This window comes from Streptomyces capoamus (assembly GCF_014654935.1).
In the GTDB taxonomy this organism is placed as follows: domain Bacteria; phylum Actinomycetota; class Actinomycetes; order Streptomycetales; family Streptomycetaceae; genus Streptomyces; species Streptomyces capoamus.
In genome coordinates this window covers 44,087-60,836 of sequence record NZ_BNBF01000022.1, presented here as the reverse complement: position 1 = coordinate 60,836, position 16,750 = coordinate 44,087, and the positions used below count along the sequence as shown (strand labels likewise).

The 16,750-nt window shown below is 73.1% G+C and carries 14 protein-coding genes and 1 pseudogene; 10 read left to right on the top strand and 5 right to left on the bottom strand.

Features of this window, described 5'->3' with window-relative positions; translation table 11 throughout:
• Window positions 1–956: 956 nt before the first annotated feature.
• A complete protein-coding gene (locus tag IE312_RS29225; RefSeq protein WP_189985298.1) occupies window positions 957–1,829 on the bottom strand; it encodes a DUF72 domain-containing protein in 873 nt (290 codons plus the stop codon).
• Window positions 1,830–1,956: 127 nt separating this feature from the next.
• Between IE312_RS29225 and IE312_RS29220 the strand changes: the two genes are divergently transcribed.
• The 4 genes from IE312_RS29220 (at window position 1,957) to IE312_RS29205 (ending at window position 7,650) form a co-directional block, all read left to right on the top strand.
• The gene (locus IE312_RS29220) at window positions 1,957–2,853 is read left to right on the top strand and encodes an alkaline phosphatase family protein (protein WP_189985297.1); all 897 of its coding nucleotides are present in this window, start codon (window positions 1,957–1,959) and stop codon (window positions 2,851–2,853) included.
• A 1-nt stretch (window position 2,854) separates the two neighbouring features.
• Entirely contained in the window at window positions 2,855–4,111 is a 1,257-nt protein-coding gene (locus IE312_RS29215; RefSeq protein WP_189985296.1) for an MFS transporter, read from the top strand.
• Window positions 4,108–5,127, top strand: coding sequence for a TolB family protein (locus tag IE312_RS29210; protein ID WP_189985295.1), 1,020 nt, complete (start codon window positions 4,108–4,110; stop codon window positions 5,125–5,127). Before IE312_RS29215 ends, IE312_RS29210 begins: the two co-directional genes overlap by 4 nt.
• 141 nt (window positions 5,128–5,268) lie before the next feature.
• Window positions 5,269–7,650, top strand: a complete 2,382-nt coding sequence (locus tag IE312_RS29205; protein ID WP_189985294.1) for an Orn/Lys/Arg family decarboxylase — start codon at window positions 5,269–5,271, stop codon at window positions 7,648–7,650.
• A 56-nt stretch (window positions 7,651–7,706) separates the two neighbouring features.
• Here IE312_RS29205 and IE312_RS29200 read toward each other — a convergent pair whose 3' ends face one another.
• Entirely contained in the window at window positions 7,707–8,093 is a 387-nt protein-coding gene (locus IE312_RS29200) for a MerR family transcriptional regulator (RefSeq protein WP_189985293.1), read from the bottom strand.
• 91 nt (window positions 8,094–8,184) lie between these two features.
• Between IE312_RS29200 and IE312_RS29195 the strand changes: the two genes are divergently transcribed.
• Window positions 8,185–8,643, top strand: a complete 459-nt coding sequence (locus IE312_RS29195; protein ID WP_189985292.1) for a hypothetical protein — start codon at window positions 8,185–8,187, stop codon at window positions 8,641–8,643.
• 38 nt (window positions 8,644–8,681) lie between these two features.
• A complete protein-coding gene (locus IE312_RS29190; protein ID WP_370467619.1) occupies window positions 8,682–9,218 on the top strand; it encodes a hypothetical protein in 537 nt (178 codons plus the stop codon).
• A gap of 116 nt (window positions 9,219–9,334) precedes the next feature.
• Here the strand turns inward: IE312_RS29190 and glnA2 are convergent, their stop codons facing one another.
• Window positions 9,335–10,696 (bottom strand): gamma-glutamylpolyamine synthetase GlnA2, encoded by a 1,362-nt coding sequence (gene glnA2 / locus IE312_RS29185; protein ID WP_189985290.1) that lies wholly within the window; start codon window positions 10,694–10,696, stop codon window positions 9,335–9,337.
• 308 nt (window positions 10,697–11,004) lie between these two features.
• On the opposite strand from glnA2, the gene IE312_RS29180 reads away from it, so the two are divergent.
• Window positions 11,005–12,189, top strand: a complete 1,185-nt coding sequence (locus tag IE312_RS29180; protein WP_189985289.1) for a globin domain-containing protein — start codon at window positions 11,005–11,007, stop codon at window positions 12,187–12,189.
• Between the two features lie 127 nt (window positions 12,190–12,316).
• Here IE312_RS29180 and IE312_RS29175 read toward each other — a convergent pair whose 3' ends face one another.
• Complete coding sequence (locus tag IE312_RS29175; protein WP_189985288.1) at window positions 12,317–12,766, bottom strand: Rrf2 family transcriptional regulator; 450 nt, start codon at window positions 12,764–12,766, stop codon at window positions 12,317–12,319.
• 136 nt (window positions 12,767–12,902) lie between these two features.
• Here IE312_RS29175 and IE312_RS29170 point away from each other — a divergent pair, with 136 nt between their 5' ends.
• From IE312_RS29170 to IE312_RS29160, 3 genes are all read left to right on the top strand, one after another.
• Window positions 12,903–13,586 carry a thioredoxin-like domain-containing protein gene (locus tag IE312_RS29170; protein WP_189985287.1) on the top strand — a complete coding sequence of 228 codons (684 nt, stop codon included), beginning with the start codon at window positions 12,903–12,905 and terminating at the stop codon, window positions 13,584–13,586.
• Window positions 13,583–14,215: a DUF305 domain-containing protein gene (locus tag IE312_RS29165; RefSeq protein WP_189985286.1), complete on the top strand. Its 633-nt coding sequence runs from the start codon at window positions 13,583–13,585 to the stop codon at window positions 14,213–14,215. Before IE312_RS29170 ends, IE312_RS29165 begins: the two co-directional genes overlap by 4 nt.
• Window positions 14,216–14,425: 210 nt before the next feature.
• Entirely contained in the window at window positions 14,426–16,369 is a 1,944-nt protein-coding gene (locus IE312_RS29160; RefSeq protein ID WP_189985285.1) for a S53 family peptidase, read from the top strand.
• Window positions 16,370–16,424: 55 nt separating this feature from the next.
• Here IE312_RS29160 and IE312_RS42300 read toward each other — a convergent pair.
• A pseudogene (locus tag IE312_RS42300) lies at window positions 16,425–16,750 on the bottom strand (MarR family transcriptional regulator); the annotation flags it as partial.

The window sequence follows — 16,750 nt, the reverse complement described above, 5'->3', positions numbered from 1 at the left end:
CCCGCCGTGTCCGCGGCGGCCACTGCCGCGCGGCGCGCCCGCGGCGGACCCGGCTTCCCGTCCGGCGCCGGGTCCCGGTGCGCGGCCGTCCGGGCCGGGACCGGTGCTCGCCCGCCATGCCCACGGCGCCCCGAGCCGACGCTGCCGCACGCGGCGCACTCCGGCGGGCGGCTCGGAGGCGGGCCCCGGGGGGCGCCGGCCCGGGCGTGTGCGGTGGGGCGCCCGCCGTGTCCGCGGCGGCCACTGCCGCGCGGCGCGGCCGCGGCGGACCCGGCTTCCCGTCCGGCGCCGGGTCCCGGTGCACGGCCGGCCGGGCCGGAACCGGTGCTCGCCCGCCATGCCCACGGCGGCCCGAGCCGACGCTGCCGCACGCGGCGCACTCCGGCGGGCGGCTCGGAGGCGGGCCCCGGGGGGCGCCGGCCCGGGTGTGTGCGGTGGGGCGCCCGCCGTGTCCGCGGCGGACCCGGCTGCCGGTCCGGCCCCGGGTGGCGGTGCCCGGCCGGCCGGGCAGGGGACGGTGGGCGCCGGCCGTGCCCGCGGCGGCCCGAGCCGGTGCTGTCGTGTGCAGCCGCGGGTGCGGTGGGCCCGGCTCCCGTCGGCTGTCGTGCGCGGCCGCGGGTGCGGTGGGCCGGGTTCCCGTCGGCTGTCCTGCACCGTCGGCTCCCACGGACAGGAACCGCTTGCCGGCCGGCGACGCCACCGGCGGGCGACCCAGGGGCGAACCCCGGGGGGCGCCGCGCGGGCGGTGGCCCGCCGGGCGAGGGCGGTGGGGCGCCCGCCGTGTCCGCGGCGGACCCGGCTGCCGGTCCGGCCCCGGGTCGCGGTGCCCGGCCGGGCAGGGGACGGTGGGCGCCCGCCATGCCCGCGTGGCCCGGGCCGGTGCTGTCGTGCGCCGTGCTCGCGGCGGACCCGGCCGGTGCTGTCGTGCGTGGCCGCGGCTTCGCTTGCCGTTGTCGTCAGGTCGTGGCGGAGTCGGTGGTGCCGCGCTGGTGCGGGAGGCTCGGGCGGAGGAGGTCCTGGAGGGTCTGCGCCGCTGTGGGTGCCGCGTCCGCGCAGCAGTTGTTGAAGAGGACGTGCAGTTCGTCCGCGGCTTCCGCCAAGGCCCGGATGCCGGGCAGCCATTCGGTCAGCTCCCGCTCGGTGTAGGCGTGCCGGAAGCGGTCTTCCTTGCTGCCCCTGCCCCAGTGGGGGCTGCGGCCGTGGAAGCGGAGCATGGCCAGGCGGGGGGTCGTCACGGGGACCGACTGCATGCCCTCGTAGGTGTCCGTGCCCACGGCGGTCGCGTCCAGGTCCGCCAGGAAGGCGGTCGTACGCTGCGCCTGGCCGGGCTGCCACCAGGCGGGATCGCGGAACTCCACGGCGAACGGCCAGTCGCGGGCGCGTTCGCGGGCGGTGCGGATGAAGGTCTCGGCCTTCGCGCCGGGGGCGAGGGAGGGCGGATACTGGAAGAGGAGGGTGCCCAGGCGGCCGGAGCGGTGGAGCGGGGCCAGCGCTTCGGCGTAGCGGGTCCAGACCTCGGTGTGCAGGGCCTCGTCCCGGGGGTGGCCGCGCAGGTCCGCGGGGAGGGCGGCGGGGCGGGTGGGGTGGCCGGTGAGGAGGGAGAACGCCTTGACGTCGAAGCGGAAGCCGGGGGGCGTGCGGTCGGCCCAGAGGGCGGTGGTGCGCGGGCTCGGGAGGGCGTAGTACGGGGAGTCGGCCTCGACCAGCGGGAAGCGGGTCGCGTAGTGCCGCAGGCGCTTCTCGGTGTCGCGGTGGCCGGGCGGGTACCAGCCGCTCCTGAGCAGCTCCGGGTCGGTCCAGCCGCAGGTGCCGATGAGGATCTTCGCCATGGGGGCCCAAGTACCCGGCGTTCACGTGGTCTTCACCCGCGAGGTTGGCCGGCGTGGGCTGCGGGCATATTGGCGTGTGCATGCTCTGTCCGCACCGCCAGCCGCCCACCGTTCCCCGGAGGTTGATGTGTCCGGCAGTCCTGCCCGTCCGGCGTATCGCCGTGCCCGTACCGCCCTGGCGTCCGCCGCCGCCCTCGCCGCAGCCGCCGCCGGACTGTGGACCGGACTCGGCGGCGGGTCCGCCCATGCCGCGAGCGCCGTGCCCAGCCCGGACCACGTGGTCGTCGTGGTCTTCGAGAACCATGCCTACAGCCAGGTCATCGGCTCCTCCAGCGCGCCGTACATCAACTCGCTGAGGACGCAGGGCGCCAACCTGACCCAGTCGTACGCCGAGACGCACCCCAGCCAGCCCAACTACTTCGCGCTGTTCTCCGGTTCGACGCAGGGCGTCACCGACGACAGCTGCTACACCCCGGGCTTCTCGTCGGCGCCCAACCTCGCCTCCGAGCTGATCGCGGCCGGCCGCACCTGGGCCAGCTACAACGAGACGCTGCCGAGCCAGGGTTCCACGACGTGCAGCAGCGGTAACTACGCCCGCAAGCACAACCCCTGGTTCGGCTTCAGCAACGTGCCGACGTCGAGCGCCAAGACCTTCGCCCAGTTCCCGACGGACTACTCGACGCTGCCGCAGCTGTCGTTCGTGGTCCCGAACCTGTGCAGCGACATGCACGACTGCTCGGTGTCCACCGGCGACACCTGGCTGAAGAACAACCTGGGCGCCTACGCGACCTGGGCCAGGACGCACAACAGCCTGCTCGTCGTCACCTTCGACGAGGACAACCGGCTGAGCGGCAACCGGATCCCGACCGTGCTCTACGGCCAGCCCGTGGCCGCCGGGTCCAGCTCCGCCACCACGTACAACCACTACGACCTGCTGCGCACCCTGGAGGACAGCCAGGGCCTGACCACGCACGCGGGCAACGCGGCCGCCGCCGAGGACATCACCGGCGTCTGGGCGTCCTGACGTGTACCTGGCGGACAGCCGCGCCCGTACGTCCGCTCAGGGTGCCGTCCGGTCTCCCGCCGGGCGGCGCCGTGCGGCCCTCGCCCCCACCGTGCTCGCGCTGGGGACGGTGAGCCTGGTCACCGACGTCTCCTCGGAGATGGTGACGGCGGTGCTGCCGCTGTACCTGGTGACCGGACTGGGCCTGTCACCCCTGGGCTTCGGACTGCTGGACGGCATCTACAACGGGTTCTCGGCGCTCGTGCGCCTGGCCGGCGGGCACCTCGCCGACCGGGGCGGCGGGCGGCACAAGTGGGTCGCCGGGCTCGGCTACGGCATCTCGGCCGTGTGCAAGCCGTTGCTGCTGCTGGCGCACTCCCTGACGCCGATCGGCATCGTGCTCGCCGCCGACCGGACGGGCAAGGGGCTGCGCACGGCACCGCGGGACGCGCTGATCTCGCTGTCCAGCACGCCCGGGACGCGCGGGCGGGCCTTCGGGGTGCACCGGGCGATGGACACCGCCGGGGCCCTGCTCGGGCCGCTGGTGGCGTTCTGGATCCTCCGGGCCACCGTGGACGGGTACGACGCGGTGTTCACCGTCAGCTTCTGCGTCGCGGTGCTGGGCGTGCTGGTGCTGGTCCTGTTCGTGCCGGGCGGCCGGCACGACACGGTCCCGGCGCGGCAGCGGCCGACCCTGCGGGCGGCGCTCGCCCTGCTGCGCCGCCGCGACCTGCGCCGGATCACCGGCTGCGCGCTGCTGCTGGGCCTGGCCACGGTCGGCGACTCCTTCGTCTACCTGCTGCTCCAGCGCCGCCTCGGCGTCCCCGACCGCTGGTTCGCGCTGCTGCCGCTGGGCACGGCCGCCGCGTTCCTGCTGCTGGCCGTGGTGCTCGGCCGGCTCGCGGACCGGGTGGGCCGCTGGACGGTCTTCCTCGCCGGCCACGGCGCCCTGCTCCTCGCGTACGCGCTGCTGCTCACCTCCTGGCACGGCACGGGCCTGCCGTACCTGGTGCTGGCCCTGCACGGCGGCTTCTACGCGGCCACCGACGGGGTGCTGATGGCCGCCGCCTCGGACTGCGTACCCGACGCGCTGCGCTCCTCCGGGCTCGCCCTCGTACAGACCGGGCAGGCGCTGGCCCGGTTCGCCTGCTCGCTGCTGTTCGGCGCGGCCTGGACGGTGTGGGGCGACCGGGCGGCGCTGGCCGGGGCGGCGGTGGCGCTGGCCGGGTGCGCCGCGTTCTGCCTCGTCCTGCGCCCGAGGGGGGAGGTGCCCGCGTGACCGTACGCAGCCGCGTCCTCGTCCTCGTCTCGGCCGTCGCCGTACTGGCCGCCGTCGCCCTGGCCTCCGTGCTGCACGCCTCCGCGCGGGCGGACCGCCGCGACCGGCCGCAGGCGGGCGGGCCGCGCGTCGCCTCCGGGCCGGTGGCGCTGCGCGGCGCCGGCCGGCTGGTGTTCCGGAACATGGCCTGGGGGCCGCACCGGGACGAGCTGACGGCCGTCCCGGCGGGCGACCCGGACGGGCCGCGCACCGCCGCCGGCCTCAAGTGCCTCCGCTTCCACGCCGCTTCGGGCACCGGCGTGTGCCTCCAGGCCGTGCACGGACCCGTCTCGGACACCTACCGCGCGCTGATCCTGGACGCCCGGCTGCGGACCGTGCACCGCTACGACGTGCCCGGCATCCCCTCACGCGCCCGGGTCTCCCCCACCGGGCACTTCGCCGCCTGGACGGCGTTCGTGGGCGGTGACTCGTACGCCGGGACCGACTTCTCCACGCGCGCGGCGATCGTGGACACCCGCAGCGGGGAGCTGATCCCGTCGCTGGAGGCGTTCCGGATCGTCCGGGACGGGCGGACGTACCGGTCGGCGGACGTCAACTTCTGGGGGGTGACGTTCGCGGCGGACGACCGCACCTTCTACGCGACGCTGGCGACCGGCGGGCGGACGTACCTGGTCCGCGGCGACCTGCGCCGCCGCACGGTCACCACGCTGCACGCGAACGTGGAGTGCCCGTCCCTGTCGCCCGACGGCACCCGGGTCGCGTACAAGAAGCGGGTCTCGGGACTGCCGAAGGACGCGCCCTGGCGGCTGTACGTCCTGGACCTGCGGACCCTGCGGGAGACCCCCCTCGCCGAACCGCGCAGCGTGGACGACCAGGCGGTGTGGAAGGACGCCCGCACGCTCGTGTACGCGCTGCCCGGGGACTACGGCGCCGACCTGTACCAGGTCCCGGCGGACGGCTCGGGCCGGCCCCGGCGGATCAGCCGGGCCGCCGTGTCGCCGGCGTACCTCGGTTAGCCCCGCCGGCGGTCAACCCGGCAACCGAGGTTTCCGTCATCACGGTGGTCCGCCGCCGTGGGCTGCCCGGGCCACGACCCTGCCGCCTGGAGACTTTCCGCGGCGGTGGCCGGGTGGCCGCCGGGAAGACGAGGGCACGCGATGGGCGACAGCAGAATCCTGGTCGCGGTACCGGAGCATCCGCGCGCCGAGGGCGCCGGGGCCGAGCAGCTGCGGAAGATCAAGGAGGCGGTGGAGGCCGACGGCTTCGGCGTGCGCTGGGCGGTCACCGCCGCGGACGCTGACGCCGTGCTGCGGACCGAGGCGGGCCTGGCCGCGGCACTGGTCGCCTGGGACCTGCCCGGCGGGCGGACCGCCGGGGATGGGCCCGGGGCCGCGCTGGCCACGGCGGACGGCTCCGTCGGGGAGGTCCCCGGCGGGGCGTCGGTGCTGCGCCGGATCGGGCGCCGCTACCGGGACCTGCCGGTGTTCCTGGTCATGGCCGAGGAGGGCGTGCGGGAACTGCCGCTGTGGGTGTCGGAGACGGTCGTCGGGTACGTGTGGCCGCTGGAGGACACCCCCGGATTCATCGCCGGCCGGGTCACCAGCGCCGCCCGCGCCTACCGGGAGGACGTGCTGCCGCCGTTCTTCCGGGCCCTGCGGCGCTTCCACGACGCCCACGAGTACTCCTGGCACACCCCCGCCCACTCCGGTGGCGTCGCCTTCCTCAAGTCGCCCGCGGGGCGCGCCTTCCACGACTACTTCGGCGAACGGCTGCTCCGCTCCGACCTGTCGATCTCGGTGGAGGAGCTGGGCTCGCTGTTCGAGCACACCGGCCCGATCGGCGAGGCCGAGCGCAACGCGGCCCGCGTCTTCGGCGCCGACCTCAGCTATTTCGTGCTGCACGGCGACTCCACCTGCAACCGGCTGGTGGGCCACTTCAGCGTCACCCGTGACGAACTCGCCCTGGTGGACCGCAACTGCCACAAGTCGGTGCTGCACGGCCTGGTGGTCTCCGGCGCCCGGCCCGTCTACCTGGTGCCCACCCGCAACGGCTACGGTCTCGCCGGCCCGCTGCCGCCGGCCGAGCTGGCGGCGGACTCGATCGCGGCCCGGATCGCCGCGCACCCGCTCGCCGAGGGCGCCGTCTCGCGGGATCCCCAGTACGCGGTGTTCACCAACTCGACCTACGACGGCCTGTGTTACGCCGCCGTACCGGCCGCGAAGGCGCTGGCGGCCAGCACGCCCCGGGTGCACTTCGACGAGGCGTGGTTCGCCTACGCCCGGTTCCACCCGCTGTACCGTGGCCGCTACGGCATGTCGGTGGACGCCGGCAGCTTCCCCGGCCCGGACCGGCCGACGGTCTTCTCGACCCAGTCCACGCACAAGCTGCTGGCCGCGCTGTCCCAGTCGGCGATGGTGCACGTACGGCCGGCGCCCCGGGCACCCGTGGAGCACGACCGCTTCAACGAGGCGCTGATGATGCACGGCACCACCTCGCCGCTGTATCCGATGATCGCCTCGCTGGACGTGGCGACGGCCATGATGGACGGGCCGCAGGGCGAGTGGCTGCTGGACGAGGCGGTGACGGAGGCGATCCGCTTCCGGCAGGAGATGGTGCGGCTGGGACGGCGGGTGGCGAACGCCGGCGACCGTCCGCCGTGGTTCTTCGGCGTGTGGCAGCCGGAGGAGGTCACCGACCCGGCCACGGGCCGACGCCTGCCCTTCGCCGACGCCCCGCCCGAACTGCTGCGCACGGAGCAGTCCTGCTGGCTGCTGGAACCGGACGCCGCCTGGCACGGCTTCCCCGGGCTGACCGAGGGCCACTGCATGCTGGATCCGGTCAAGGTCACGCTGACCTGCCCGGGCATCACCGCCACCGGCGAGATGGCCGAGGAGGGCATCCCGGCCCGCGTGCTGACCGCGTACCTGGCCACCCGGAACATCGTGGTCGAGAAGACCGACAGCTACACCACGCTGATCCTGTTCTCCATGGGCATCACCAAGGGCAAGTGGGGCACGCTGCTGGACGCCCTGATGGACTTCAAGGCCCTGTACGACTCCGACACCCCGCTGGACCGGGTGCTGCCCGAGGCCGTCGCCGCGCACCCGAAGCGCTACGCCGGTCTCACCCTGCGCGAGCTGTGCCGGCAGATGCACGAGCAGCTGCGCTCGGCACGCCTGGTGGAGCTGCTGGAGACCGCGTTCCAGCGGCTCCCGGAGCCGGTCTTCCCGCCGCAGCACTGCTACCAGCGGCTGGTGCGGGGCGGCACGGAACGCGTCCGCATCGCCGACGTGGCGCACCGGGTGGCGGCCGCGATGGTCACGGTCACCCCGCCCGGCATCCCGGTCCTCATGCCGGGCGAGTCCACCGGCGCCCCCGACGGTCCCCTCCTGCGCTACCTCACCGCCCTGGAGACCTTCGACCGCCGCTTCCCGGGCTTCCGCAGCGAGACCCACGGCGTGACGATCGACGAGGACACCGGGGACTACGAGATCGAGGTACTGCGCGGCACCGGCGCGGAGCGTCCCCGACACCGGTGACGACCCGCATGCGCCGTCCGCCTCCGCTCACGGAACTTTGGCCGAGCGGAGGCGGATCAGTCCCCTGACCCTCGCTTCCCGGCCGGCCGGGCCGCCGCCCGGAACGGGCATCCGGTGCCGACGCGCTCGGCGAGGTCGGCCCGCAGGGCGGCGAGCTCGGCCATGCGCACGTCGATGACCTGGATCTTCTCCGCGAGCAGCGCGGAGAGCGCCTCGGCGGAGTCCGGCGCGTCGCGCAGCTCCTCGCCGTGCCGGGAGATCTCGGCCAGCGAGAAGCCGAGCGTCTGCGCGGTGCGGACGTAGTGCAGCCAGGTCACCGTCTCCGGCGGGAAATCGCGGTAGCCGTTGGACAGCCGCCGGCCCGCGACGAGACCGATCTTCTCGTAGAAGCGGATGGTGTCCTTGGTCGTACCCGTCTGTGCGGCCAGCTCTCCGATGCGCATGCCCCTCCGCCCGGCTGAGGACTTGACCTTGGAGAGTACTCCACTGTTTAGCGTGAGGCCCCGCTGCCGAGAGACCGACAGGAGCCTCGTCGTGAACCGTCCCGCCGCCCCTTCCCGTGTCGCCTACCTCCGCGTCGTACGCGCGAGTGCCTGGTACGACCTCGTCGTCACGGCGGGGTTCGCCACGCCGTGGACCTACGCACTGGTGCACGGCGCGCTGTCGTCACTGGGGGAAGCGTGGGGGCTGGGCGCCCTGCCCGCCCTCGACCCGATGCAGACCCTGTACGCCAACCTGATGGGTTCGGTCGTGGTCGTCTGGGCACTCCTGCGGATCGCCGGTCCGCTGCCGCTGCACGGCCTGCTCGACGGCGTCGCGCGCACGCTGTTCGCCACGTGGCAGGCGTATGCGCTGGCGCACGGCGTCACGCGTGTGCTGTGGCTCTTCTTCGTCGTGGAGGCGGCCTTCGGCGCGGCCCAGCTCCTGCCGTGGTGGGGCGCCCGGCGCACCGGCAGCCCCCTGACCACCGCCGGCCCGGCCGGCACCCGGTGACGCAACAGCTCGGCAGAGCGCGTGGTTCAATGCCCCGCATGGAGGCGAACGGGACACAGTTGGGGCCGTTGGAACCGGTCGGGGGGCATTGGGCCGTCGGAGACGCCACACGCCCGGACGCCCACTGGGTGGAGTTCCGCCCGGACGGGCTCCACCAGCGCGAGCCGGACTCCGAGGGACGGTTGGTCCCGTGGTCGAGGATCATGTCCGGCATCCGGCTCACCTGGGGCAAGCACTCCTGGAACACCAACGACAGGGCCATGTACACGCCCACGGGAATGGTTGCGGGGCGCGACGGTGGCTGGATGCACATGACGCTTCGCCACCCGTACGAGGACCACCAGCTGCGCTTCGACCAGCACGCGCGCCCGTACCGGGCGGTGGACGCCCTCCGGCTGGAGAGTCTGCTGCGGCAGCTCAGCGACGAGGGGAAGCTGCACCTCCTCGGCGACCCGGAATGGGTGGGTCGCGCCGTGGCCTGCCTGGCCGGCGGGACAAACAGCCGGCTCACACAGCGTGCGCTGCGGCGGGTGGCGGCCGAGGCCATGGCGACGGCCGGCCCCGGCAGCCCCTGACGGCCCGCCGTCGCCGACGGCGAGGGCCCGGGGCCCGAGAGACACACCGGGACCGACGGCTCGCAGCCATCGGCCCCCACCCGCCGAATCGGCAGGAAACCCGCCCTGACCTGCCCCTACAGCACCGGCAGATTCTTCCGCAGCTCGAACGCCGTGACCTCGGAGCGGTACTCCTCCCACTCTGACTTCTTGTTGCGCAGGAAGAAGTCGAAGACGTGCTCGCCGAGGGTCTCGGCGACCAGGTCGCTGCCCTCCATCAGGGCCAGGGCCTCGCCGAGGTTCTGCGGCAGGGGCTCGATGCCCATAGCACGGCGTTCGGCGTTGGACAGGGCCCAGACGTCGTCCTCGGCGCCCGGCGGGAGCTCGTAGCCCTCCTCGATCCCCTTCAGGCCGGCGGCGAGGAGGACGGCGTAGGCCAGGTAGGGGTTGGCGCCGGAGTCGATGGAGCGGACCTCCACGCGCGCGGAGCCCGTCTTGCCGGGCTTGTACATCGGGACGCGGACCAGGGCGCTGCGGTTGTTGTGGCCCCAGCAGATGTACGAGGGGGCCTCACCGCCCGCGCCCGCCGTGCGCTCGGAGCCGCCCCAGATGCGCTTGTAGGAGTTCACCCACTGGTTGGTGACCGCGGAGATCTCCGCCGCGTGCCGGAGCAGGCCGGCGATGAAGGAGCGGCCGACCTTGGAGAGCTGGTACTCGGCGCCGGACTCGTAGAACGCGTTGCGGTCGCCCTCGAAGAGGGACAGGTGGGTGTGCATGCCGCTGCCGGGGTGCTCGGAGAAGGGCTTGGGCATGAAGGTCGCCTGGACGCCCTGCTCCAGCGCCACCTGCTTCATCACCAGGCGGAACGTCATGATGTTGTCGGCCGTGGAGAGCGCGTCGGCGTAGCGCAGGTCGATCTCCTGCTGGCCCGGGGCCCCCTCGTGGTGGGAGAACTCCACCGAGATGCCCATCGACTCCAGCATGGTGATCGCCTGGCGGCGGAAGTCCATGCCGACGTTGGTGGGCGTGTGGTCGAAGTAGCCGGAGTTGTCCGCGGGGGTCGGCCGGGAGCCGTCCAGCGGGCGGTCCTTCAGCAGGAAGAACTCGATCTCCGGGTGGGTGTAGAAGGTGAAGCCCAGGTCGGAGGTGCGGGCGAGGGCACGCTTGAGGACGTAGCGCGGGTCGGCGAAGGAGGGGGAGCCGTCCGGCATGAGGATGTCGCAGAACATGCGGGCCGTGCCGGGGGTCTCCGCGCGCCAGGGCAGGACCTGGAAGGTGGACGGGTCGGGCTTGGCGATCATGTCGGACTCGTAGACCCGGGCGAAGCCCTCGATGGCCGAGCCGTCGAAGCCGATGCCCTCATCGAAGGCCTGTTCCAGCTCCGCGGGCGCCACGGCGACGGACTTGAGGAAGCCCAGCACGTCCGTGAACCACAGGCGTACGAACCGGATGTCGCGCTCCTCCAAGGTCCGGAGCACGAACTCCTGCTGCTTGTCCATCTTCCGCTTCCCCATCCTTGCTGGTCAGGCCGCCTGTCTCCGGTACCACGGGAGGCGGTCGGGCACCTGAGCATCCCACCACAACACCGTTTCACGCGCGTTGCGGACCTTGATCGCCCGGGCGTCCTCGCGCTGAACGCCTCTCGTACGGCAGCTGTACTGCGCTCTCGCCCATCTTGCCTGCTCGGACCGGCATCTGTAATGGCCGATCCCGCTTCCTCCGTGACCCACACCACGCCCCTTAAATTTGCATCGCCGATGCAAGTTTTCATAGCGTGCGGGTGAGCCGAGTTCTCCGAGGAGTCCCGATGCTGACCGAGCAGTCCGCAGCGACCGTCCGTGCCACCCTGCCCGCCGTCGGCGGGGCGATCGGCGAGATCACCGAGCGCTTCTACGCGCGCCTCTTCAACGCCCACCCCGACCTGCTGCGCAACCTGTTCAACCGCGGCAACCAGGCGGCCGGCACTCAGCGGCAGGCCCTCGCCGGCTCGATCGCCGCCTTCGCCACGCACCTGCTGGACCACCCGGACCGGCGGCCGGACGCGATGCTCGCCCGCATCGCCCACAAGCACGCCTCCCTCGGCGTCGCCCCCGAGCAGTACGACGTCGTCCACGAGCACCTCTTCGCCGCGATCGCCGAGGTCCTGGGCGAGGCCGTCACGCCCGAGGTGGCCGCCGCCTGGGACGAGGTGTACTGGCTGATGGCGAACGCGCTGATCGCCGTCGAGAAGCGGCTGTACGAGGAGAGCGGCGGCCCCGGCCTGCGCCCCTGGGAGGTCGTGGAGCGGGTCGAGGAGACGGCGGACGTCGTCACCCTCCGGCTACGGCCGGCCGACGGCGGTCCGGTGGCCGGTTTCCGCGCCGGGCAGTACGTCTCCGTCGGCGTCACCCTGGCGGACGGGGCCCGGCAGATCCGGCAGTACAGCCTGTCCGGGGCGCCCGGCGAGACGGTGCGCCAGATCAGCGTCAAGCGCGTGCACGGCGCGGCCTCGCCCGACGGCGAGGTCTCCAACCACCTCCACGCGCACGTACGGCCCGGCGCCGTCCTGGAGCTGTCCGAGCCGTACGGCGACCTCGTCCTGTCCGGCGCGCCGGACACCCCCCTGCTGCTCGCCTCGGCGGGCATCGGCGTCACCCCGATGATCGCGATGCTGGCCGACCTCGCGGCCGGCGGTCACCGCGCCCCGGTCACCGTGGTGCACGGCGACCGCTCCCCCGCCGACCACGCCCTGCGCGCCGACCACACGGCCTACGCCGGCAAGCTGCCCGACGCCTCGGTGCACCTCTTCTACGAGCGGGACGCCGAGCCCGGCACCCGGACGGGCCTGGTCGACCTGGCGGACATCGCCGTACGCCCCGGCACGCGCGCGTACCTGTGCGGCCCGCTGCCCTTCATGCGCGCCGTCCGGGCCCAGCTGACGGCGAAGGGCGTCGCCCCGGCGGACATCCACTACGAGGTCTTCGGCCCCGACCTGTGGCTGGCCAAGGGCTGAGCGACAGCGTCCCGTGAGGGGCGGACGTGCCACGACGGCGCCGCATACGCGTGGCGGCCCGCCGTGGCACTCCGCCACGTTCCGAGACCGGCCCCGCTCGGACCGGCTCCGCTCAGAGCGGCCCTGCTCAGACCGCCTCCGGCCGCCGGGAGATCCCGAGCAGCAGGGGTCCCGTCGGCTCGACCACGATGTCGGCGATCGTGACCGGGTCCAGGGAGGCGAAGAACGCCTCCTGGGCCCCTCGCAGCGCGCCCCGCAGGCGGCAGGCGGAGCGCAGGGGGCAGGCCGGCGTGCCCTGCGTCCCCTCGCAGTCCACCACGTCGCCCTCGCCCTCGAAGGTCCGCACGACGGCGCCCACCGACGCCGTACGCCCCCGCCCGGTCAGCGTCAGTCCCCCGCCCCGTCCGCGCCGGGCGTCGATCAGACCCAGGCGCTGGAGCTCGGCGACGACCTTCGCCGCGTGGGTGTAGGGGACGTCCATGTCGGCGGCGACCTGACGGGTCGTGGGGGTGGCGTCGGCCACGGCGAGTCGCATCAGGACGCGCAGGGCCAGGTCGGTGGAGCGCAGCAGCCGCATACCGTGAGCGTAGGTAATGCGCATACTCGCTTCAAATTATCCGGTTCCGCCGCCCTCCCTACGGAAGCACGGCCGCCGCGCATTACGATCAGCGGGCCCCACCGTCCACGTCCCCTTCCCCAGAAGGACACGCCTCATGGGTTCCGGCAAGAACAGCAGCACCGCGGCGCGCAAGGCGCGCATCGAGGAGATGCGGCGCGCGGAGCGTGTCCGCGAGCGCCGCAACCGAGTGCTCACCATCACCGCCAGCGTGGTGGTCGTCGCCGGTCTCGTCGTCGGCGGTGTGGTCCTCGTGAACACGCAGCGCGACTCCGGCAAGGACGCCGGGAAGCCGAGCGGCGATGCCAAGGGCGCGGGGGACTCCGGCCACTTCACGACCGGCAAGGACGGGGTGCGGACCTGGTCGGGCAAGCTGTCCCGGACGCACGTGACGACCAAGGTGTCGTACCCCATGCACCCGCCGGTCGGCGGCAACCACAACCCGGTCTGGCTGAACTGCAACGGCGACGTCTACACCGAGCCGGTGGCGGACGAGAACGCCGTGCACGCGCTGGAGCACGGCGCGGTCTGGGTGACGTACACCGCCAAGGCGGACAAGGCCGACGTGGACGCGCTCGCGGCCAAGGTGAAGAAGACGCCGTACTCGCTGATGAGCCCGTACGCGAACCAGGACGCCCCGCTGATCCTGTCGGCCTGGGGCCACCAGGTGGCGGTCAAGAGCGCCAAGGATCCGGAAGTGGACAAGTTCTTCGCCGCCTACGTGCAGGGGCAGCAGACACCCGAGCCGGGTGCCTCGTGCACCGGCGGGGTCATGAAGTGAGGCGCGGACACATCGGCTGGGTCGCGGGGGCCGCGGCGGCGGTGCTGGTCGCGGCCGGCGCGATCACGTACTCCGTGGCCGAGGACACCGGCGGATCGGATACGAGGACGCCGGGCGCGGAGTCCGCCGACGCCGGCTTCGCCCGGGACATGGCCGTCCATCACCAGCAGGCCGTGGAGATGTCGTACATCGTGCGGGACCGTACGAAGAACGAGGAGGTGCGGCGGCTCGCCTACGACATCGCGCAGACGCAGGCCAACCAGCGCGGGATGCTGCTGGGCTGGCTGGACCTGTGGGGGCTGCCGAAGGTGTCGGCGGATCCGCCGATGACCTGGATGGGCATGGGGGACATGGCCTCCGGCAAGGACGGCGCGCTGATGCCTGGCATGGCCACGAACACCGAGCTGAAGAGGCTCCAGTCGCTCAGCGGCAAGCCGGCCGAGGTGCTGTACCTCCAGCTCATGACGGCCCATCACAAGGGCGGGATCCACATGGCCGAGGGCTGCGTCACCAGGTGCACCGTGGGCGTGGAGAAGCGGCTCGCGCAGGGCATGGTCGACGCGCAGCAGTCGGAGATCGACCTGATGGCCGGAATGCTCAAGGAGCGGGGCGCACAAGCCCGTTCGTAACACCGCTGTAAGGATGAATGCGGCAAATCGCCGTGGATGGCGGTTACTTGAGCTTCTCTTGACTTTCCCCTTCCCCTGGCATGAACGGTTCATCGAAAGAGTGGCCCCCATCGTGTGATCCACTCGCCGGCCGACACCGCCGCGGGCCGGCGCGCGGAAACGCGACGTTCCGACCACGACATGCATGCGAACCGCATCGCAGGGGGTTCTATGAGATCCAACCGCGCCACCGTGCGCGCCGGCGTGAGCATGGCAGCGACACTGCCCATGATCGCCGGCGCACTGGCGCTGGGCATACCCGCGGCGCACGCCGCGGGCAGCCCCGCTCGCGACGTTCTGAAGGGCACCAAGCCGCTCTGGGCCACGGCCAAGGCGGACAAGGGCGCCACCCCGGACAGCGCCCAGGTCAAGGCCCGCGTCTACCTCGCGGGGCAGGACCGGGCCGGTCTGGCCGCCTACGCCAAGGCGGTGTCCGACCCCGGCTCGCCGCTGTACGGCAAGTACCTGAGCGGCAAGAAGGCACAGGCCCGCTTCGGGGCGACCAAGGCCCAGGTGGCCGCCGTCACGTCCTGGCTGAAGTCGGCCGGCCTGACCGTCACCGCGGTCACCCCGCACTACGTCGCCGTCTCCGGTGACGTGGCCGCCGCCGAGAAGGCGTTCGGCACCCAGCTGCACAACTTCGCCAAGGGTTCGAAGACCTACCGCGCCCCGGCGCGCACGGCCTCCGTACCCGCCGCCCTGAAGGGCGCCGTCCTGACCGTCACCGGCCTGGACAACGCCCCGCACAAGGCGCGCCACGACGACCAGCTGCCGCCGCCGGACGCGGTGTTCAAGAACTCCGGGCCGTTCTCCTCGTACTTCGGCTCGAACATCGCGACCACGCTCCCGGACGCGTACGGCCAGAAGATCCCGTACGCGATCAAGGGCTACACCGGCAAGCAGCTGCGCGCCGCGTACGGCGCCGGCACCTACACCGGGAAGAACGTCCGCATCGCCATCACCGACGCGTACGCCTCCCCGACCATCGCCTACGACGCCGGCAGCTACGCGAACAAGCACGGCGACGCGGCCTGGAAGACCGGCCAGCTGCACCAGGTGCTGCCGAAGAACTACACCAAGACCAAGGAGTGCGGCGCGGCCGGCTGGTACGGCGAGGAGACCCTCGACGTCGAGGCGGTCCACGCGGTCGCTCCGAGCGCCGACGTCACCTACGTCGGGGCGGCCTCCTGCTACGACGACGACCTGCTGGACTCGCTCAGCAAGATCGTCGACAACCACCTGGCCGACATCGTCTCCAACTCCTGGGGCGACACCGAGGCCAACCAGACGCCGGACCTCGCGGCGGCCTACGACCAGGTCTTCCAGCTGGGCGCGGTCCAGGGCATCGGCTTCTACTTCTCCTCCGGCGACAACGGCGACGAGGTCGCCAACACCGGGACGAAGCAGGTCGACACCCCGGCCAACTCCGCCTGGGTGACCGCGGTCGGCGGCACCTCGCTGGCCGTCGGCAAGGGCGACACGTACCAGTGGGAGACCGGCTGGGGCACCGAGAAGGCCACGCTGTCGGCCGACGGCAAGAGCTGGACGAACTTCCCCGGCACGTTCACCTCGGGCGCGGGCGGCGGCACCAGCAGGACGGTCGCCGAGCCGTACTACCAGAAGGGCGTCGTCCCGGACTCGCTCGCCAAGGCCAACAGCGCCGACGGCAACCGCGTCGTCCCGGACATCGCGGCCATCGCCGACCCGAACACCGGCTTCCTCGTCGGCCAGACCCAGACGTTCCCGGACGGCACCGAGCAGTACAGCGAGTACCGCATCGGCGGCACGTCGCTGGCCGCCCCGGTCATCGCGGCCGTCCAGGCACTGGCCCAGGAGGCGCGCGGCGGCAAGGCCCTCGGCTTCGCCAACCCGGCCATCTACGCCAAGTACGGCAAGCAGGGCGTGTACCACGACGTCACGGACAACCCCACGGGCTCCGGCCTGGCGGTGGCCCGTATCGACTTCGTCAACGGCCTCGACGCCTCCGGCGGCCTCGCGACCTCGGTCCGCAGCCTCGGCAAGGACAGCTCGCTGTCCGCGGTGAAGGGCTACGACGACGTCACGGGCGTGGGTTCCCCGGCGAACGGCTACGTCCAGTCGTTCCGCCGGCACTGATCCTCCGGATCGCCCGAGGGGCGTGGGGTCCTGGTGACCCCACGCCCCTTCCGCGTCACCGGGGCGCGGCGGGACCGTCCGCGGGCGCCCCGGGCTTCGTGCGGAGGATCGCGCGGGCCTGCTCCGCCGCGCGGGCGAGGCTCTCGGCGACGAAGTCCAGGAAGCGGGCGGTGTTCTCCAGCCGGGTGCCGGCCGGGGTGCCCGCGCCGAGGACGCCGACGCCCTGCCGCGCGGTCTCGGCGACCTGGGCGGTGGACCGGGCGCTGGCCGTCATCGCCTGGTACATCACCTCGTCGTCCACGACGTAGCGCTCACGGCGGCGCTCGTCACGCTCCCGGCGGACCAGGTCCTGGCTCTCGAGGAAGGCGATCGCCTTGGAGA

Excerpts from the sequence above, each read along its gene's own strand:
- IE312_RS29225 (WP_189985298.1), bottom strand. The coding sequence starts at position 1,829 with ATGGCGAAGATCCTCATCGGCACCTGCGGCTGGACCGACCCGGAGCTG.
- IE312_RS29205 (WP_189985294.1), top strand. The coding sequence starts at position 5,269 with ATGGGCGACAGCAGAATCCTGGTCGCGGTACCGGAGCATCCGCGCGCC.
- IE312_RS29200 (WP_189985293.1), bottom strand. The coding sequence starts at position 8,093 with ATGCGCATCGGAGAGCTGGCCGCACAGACGGGTACGACCAAGGACACC.
- IE312_RS29190 (WP_370467619.1), top strand. The coding sequence starts at position 8,682 with ATGGAGGCGAACGGGACACAGTTGGGGCCGTTGGAACCGGTCGGGGGG.
- glnA2 (WP_189985290.1), bottom strand. The coding sequence starts at position 10,696 with ATGGACAAGCAGCAGGAGTTCGTGCTCCGGACCTTGGAGGAGCGCGAC.
- IE312_RS29180 (WP_189985289.1), top strand. The coding sequence starts at position 11,005 with ATGCTGACCGAGCAGTCCGCAGCGACCGTCCGTGCCACCCTGCCCGCC.
- IE312_RS29175 (WP_189985288.1), bottom strand. The coding sequence starts at position 12,766 with ATGCGGCTGCTGCGCTCCACCGACCTGGCCCTGCGCGTCCTGATGCGA.
- IE312_RS29170 (WP_189985287.1), top strand. The coding sequence starts at position 12,903 with ATGGGTTCCGGCAAGAACAGCAGCACCGCGGCGCGCAAGGCGCGCATC.
- IE312_RS29160 (WP_189985285.1), top strand. The coding sequence starts at position 14,426 with ATGAGATCCAACCGCGCCACCGTGCGCGCCGGCGTGAGCATGGCAGCG.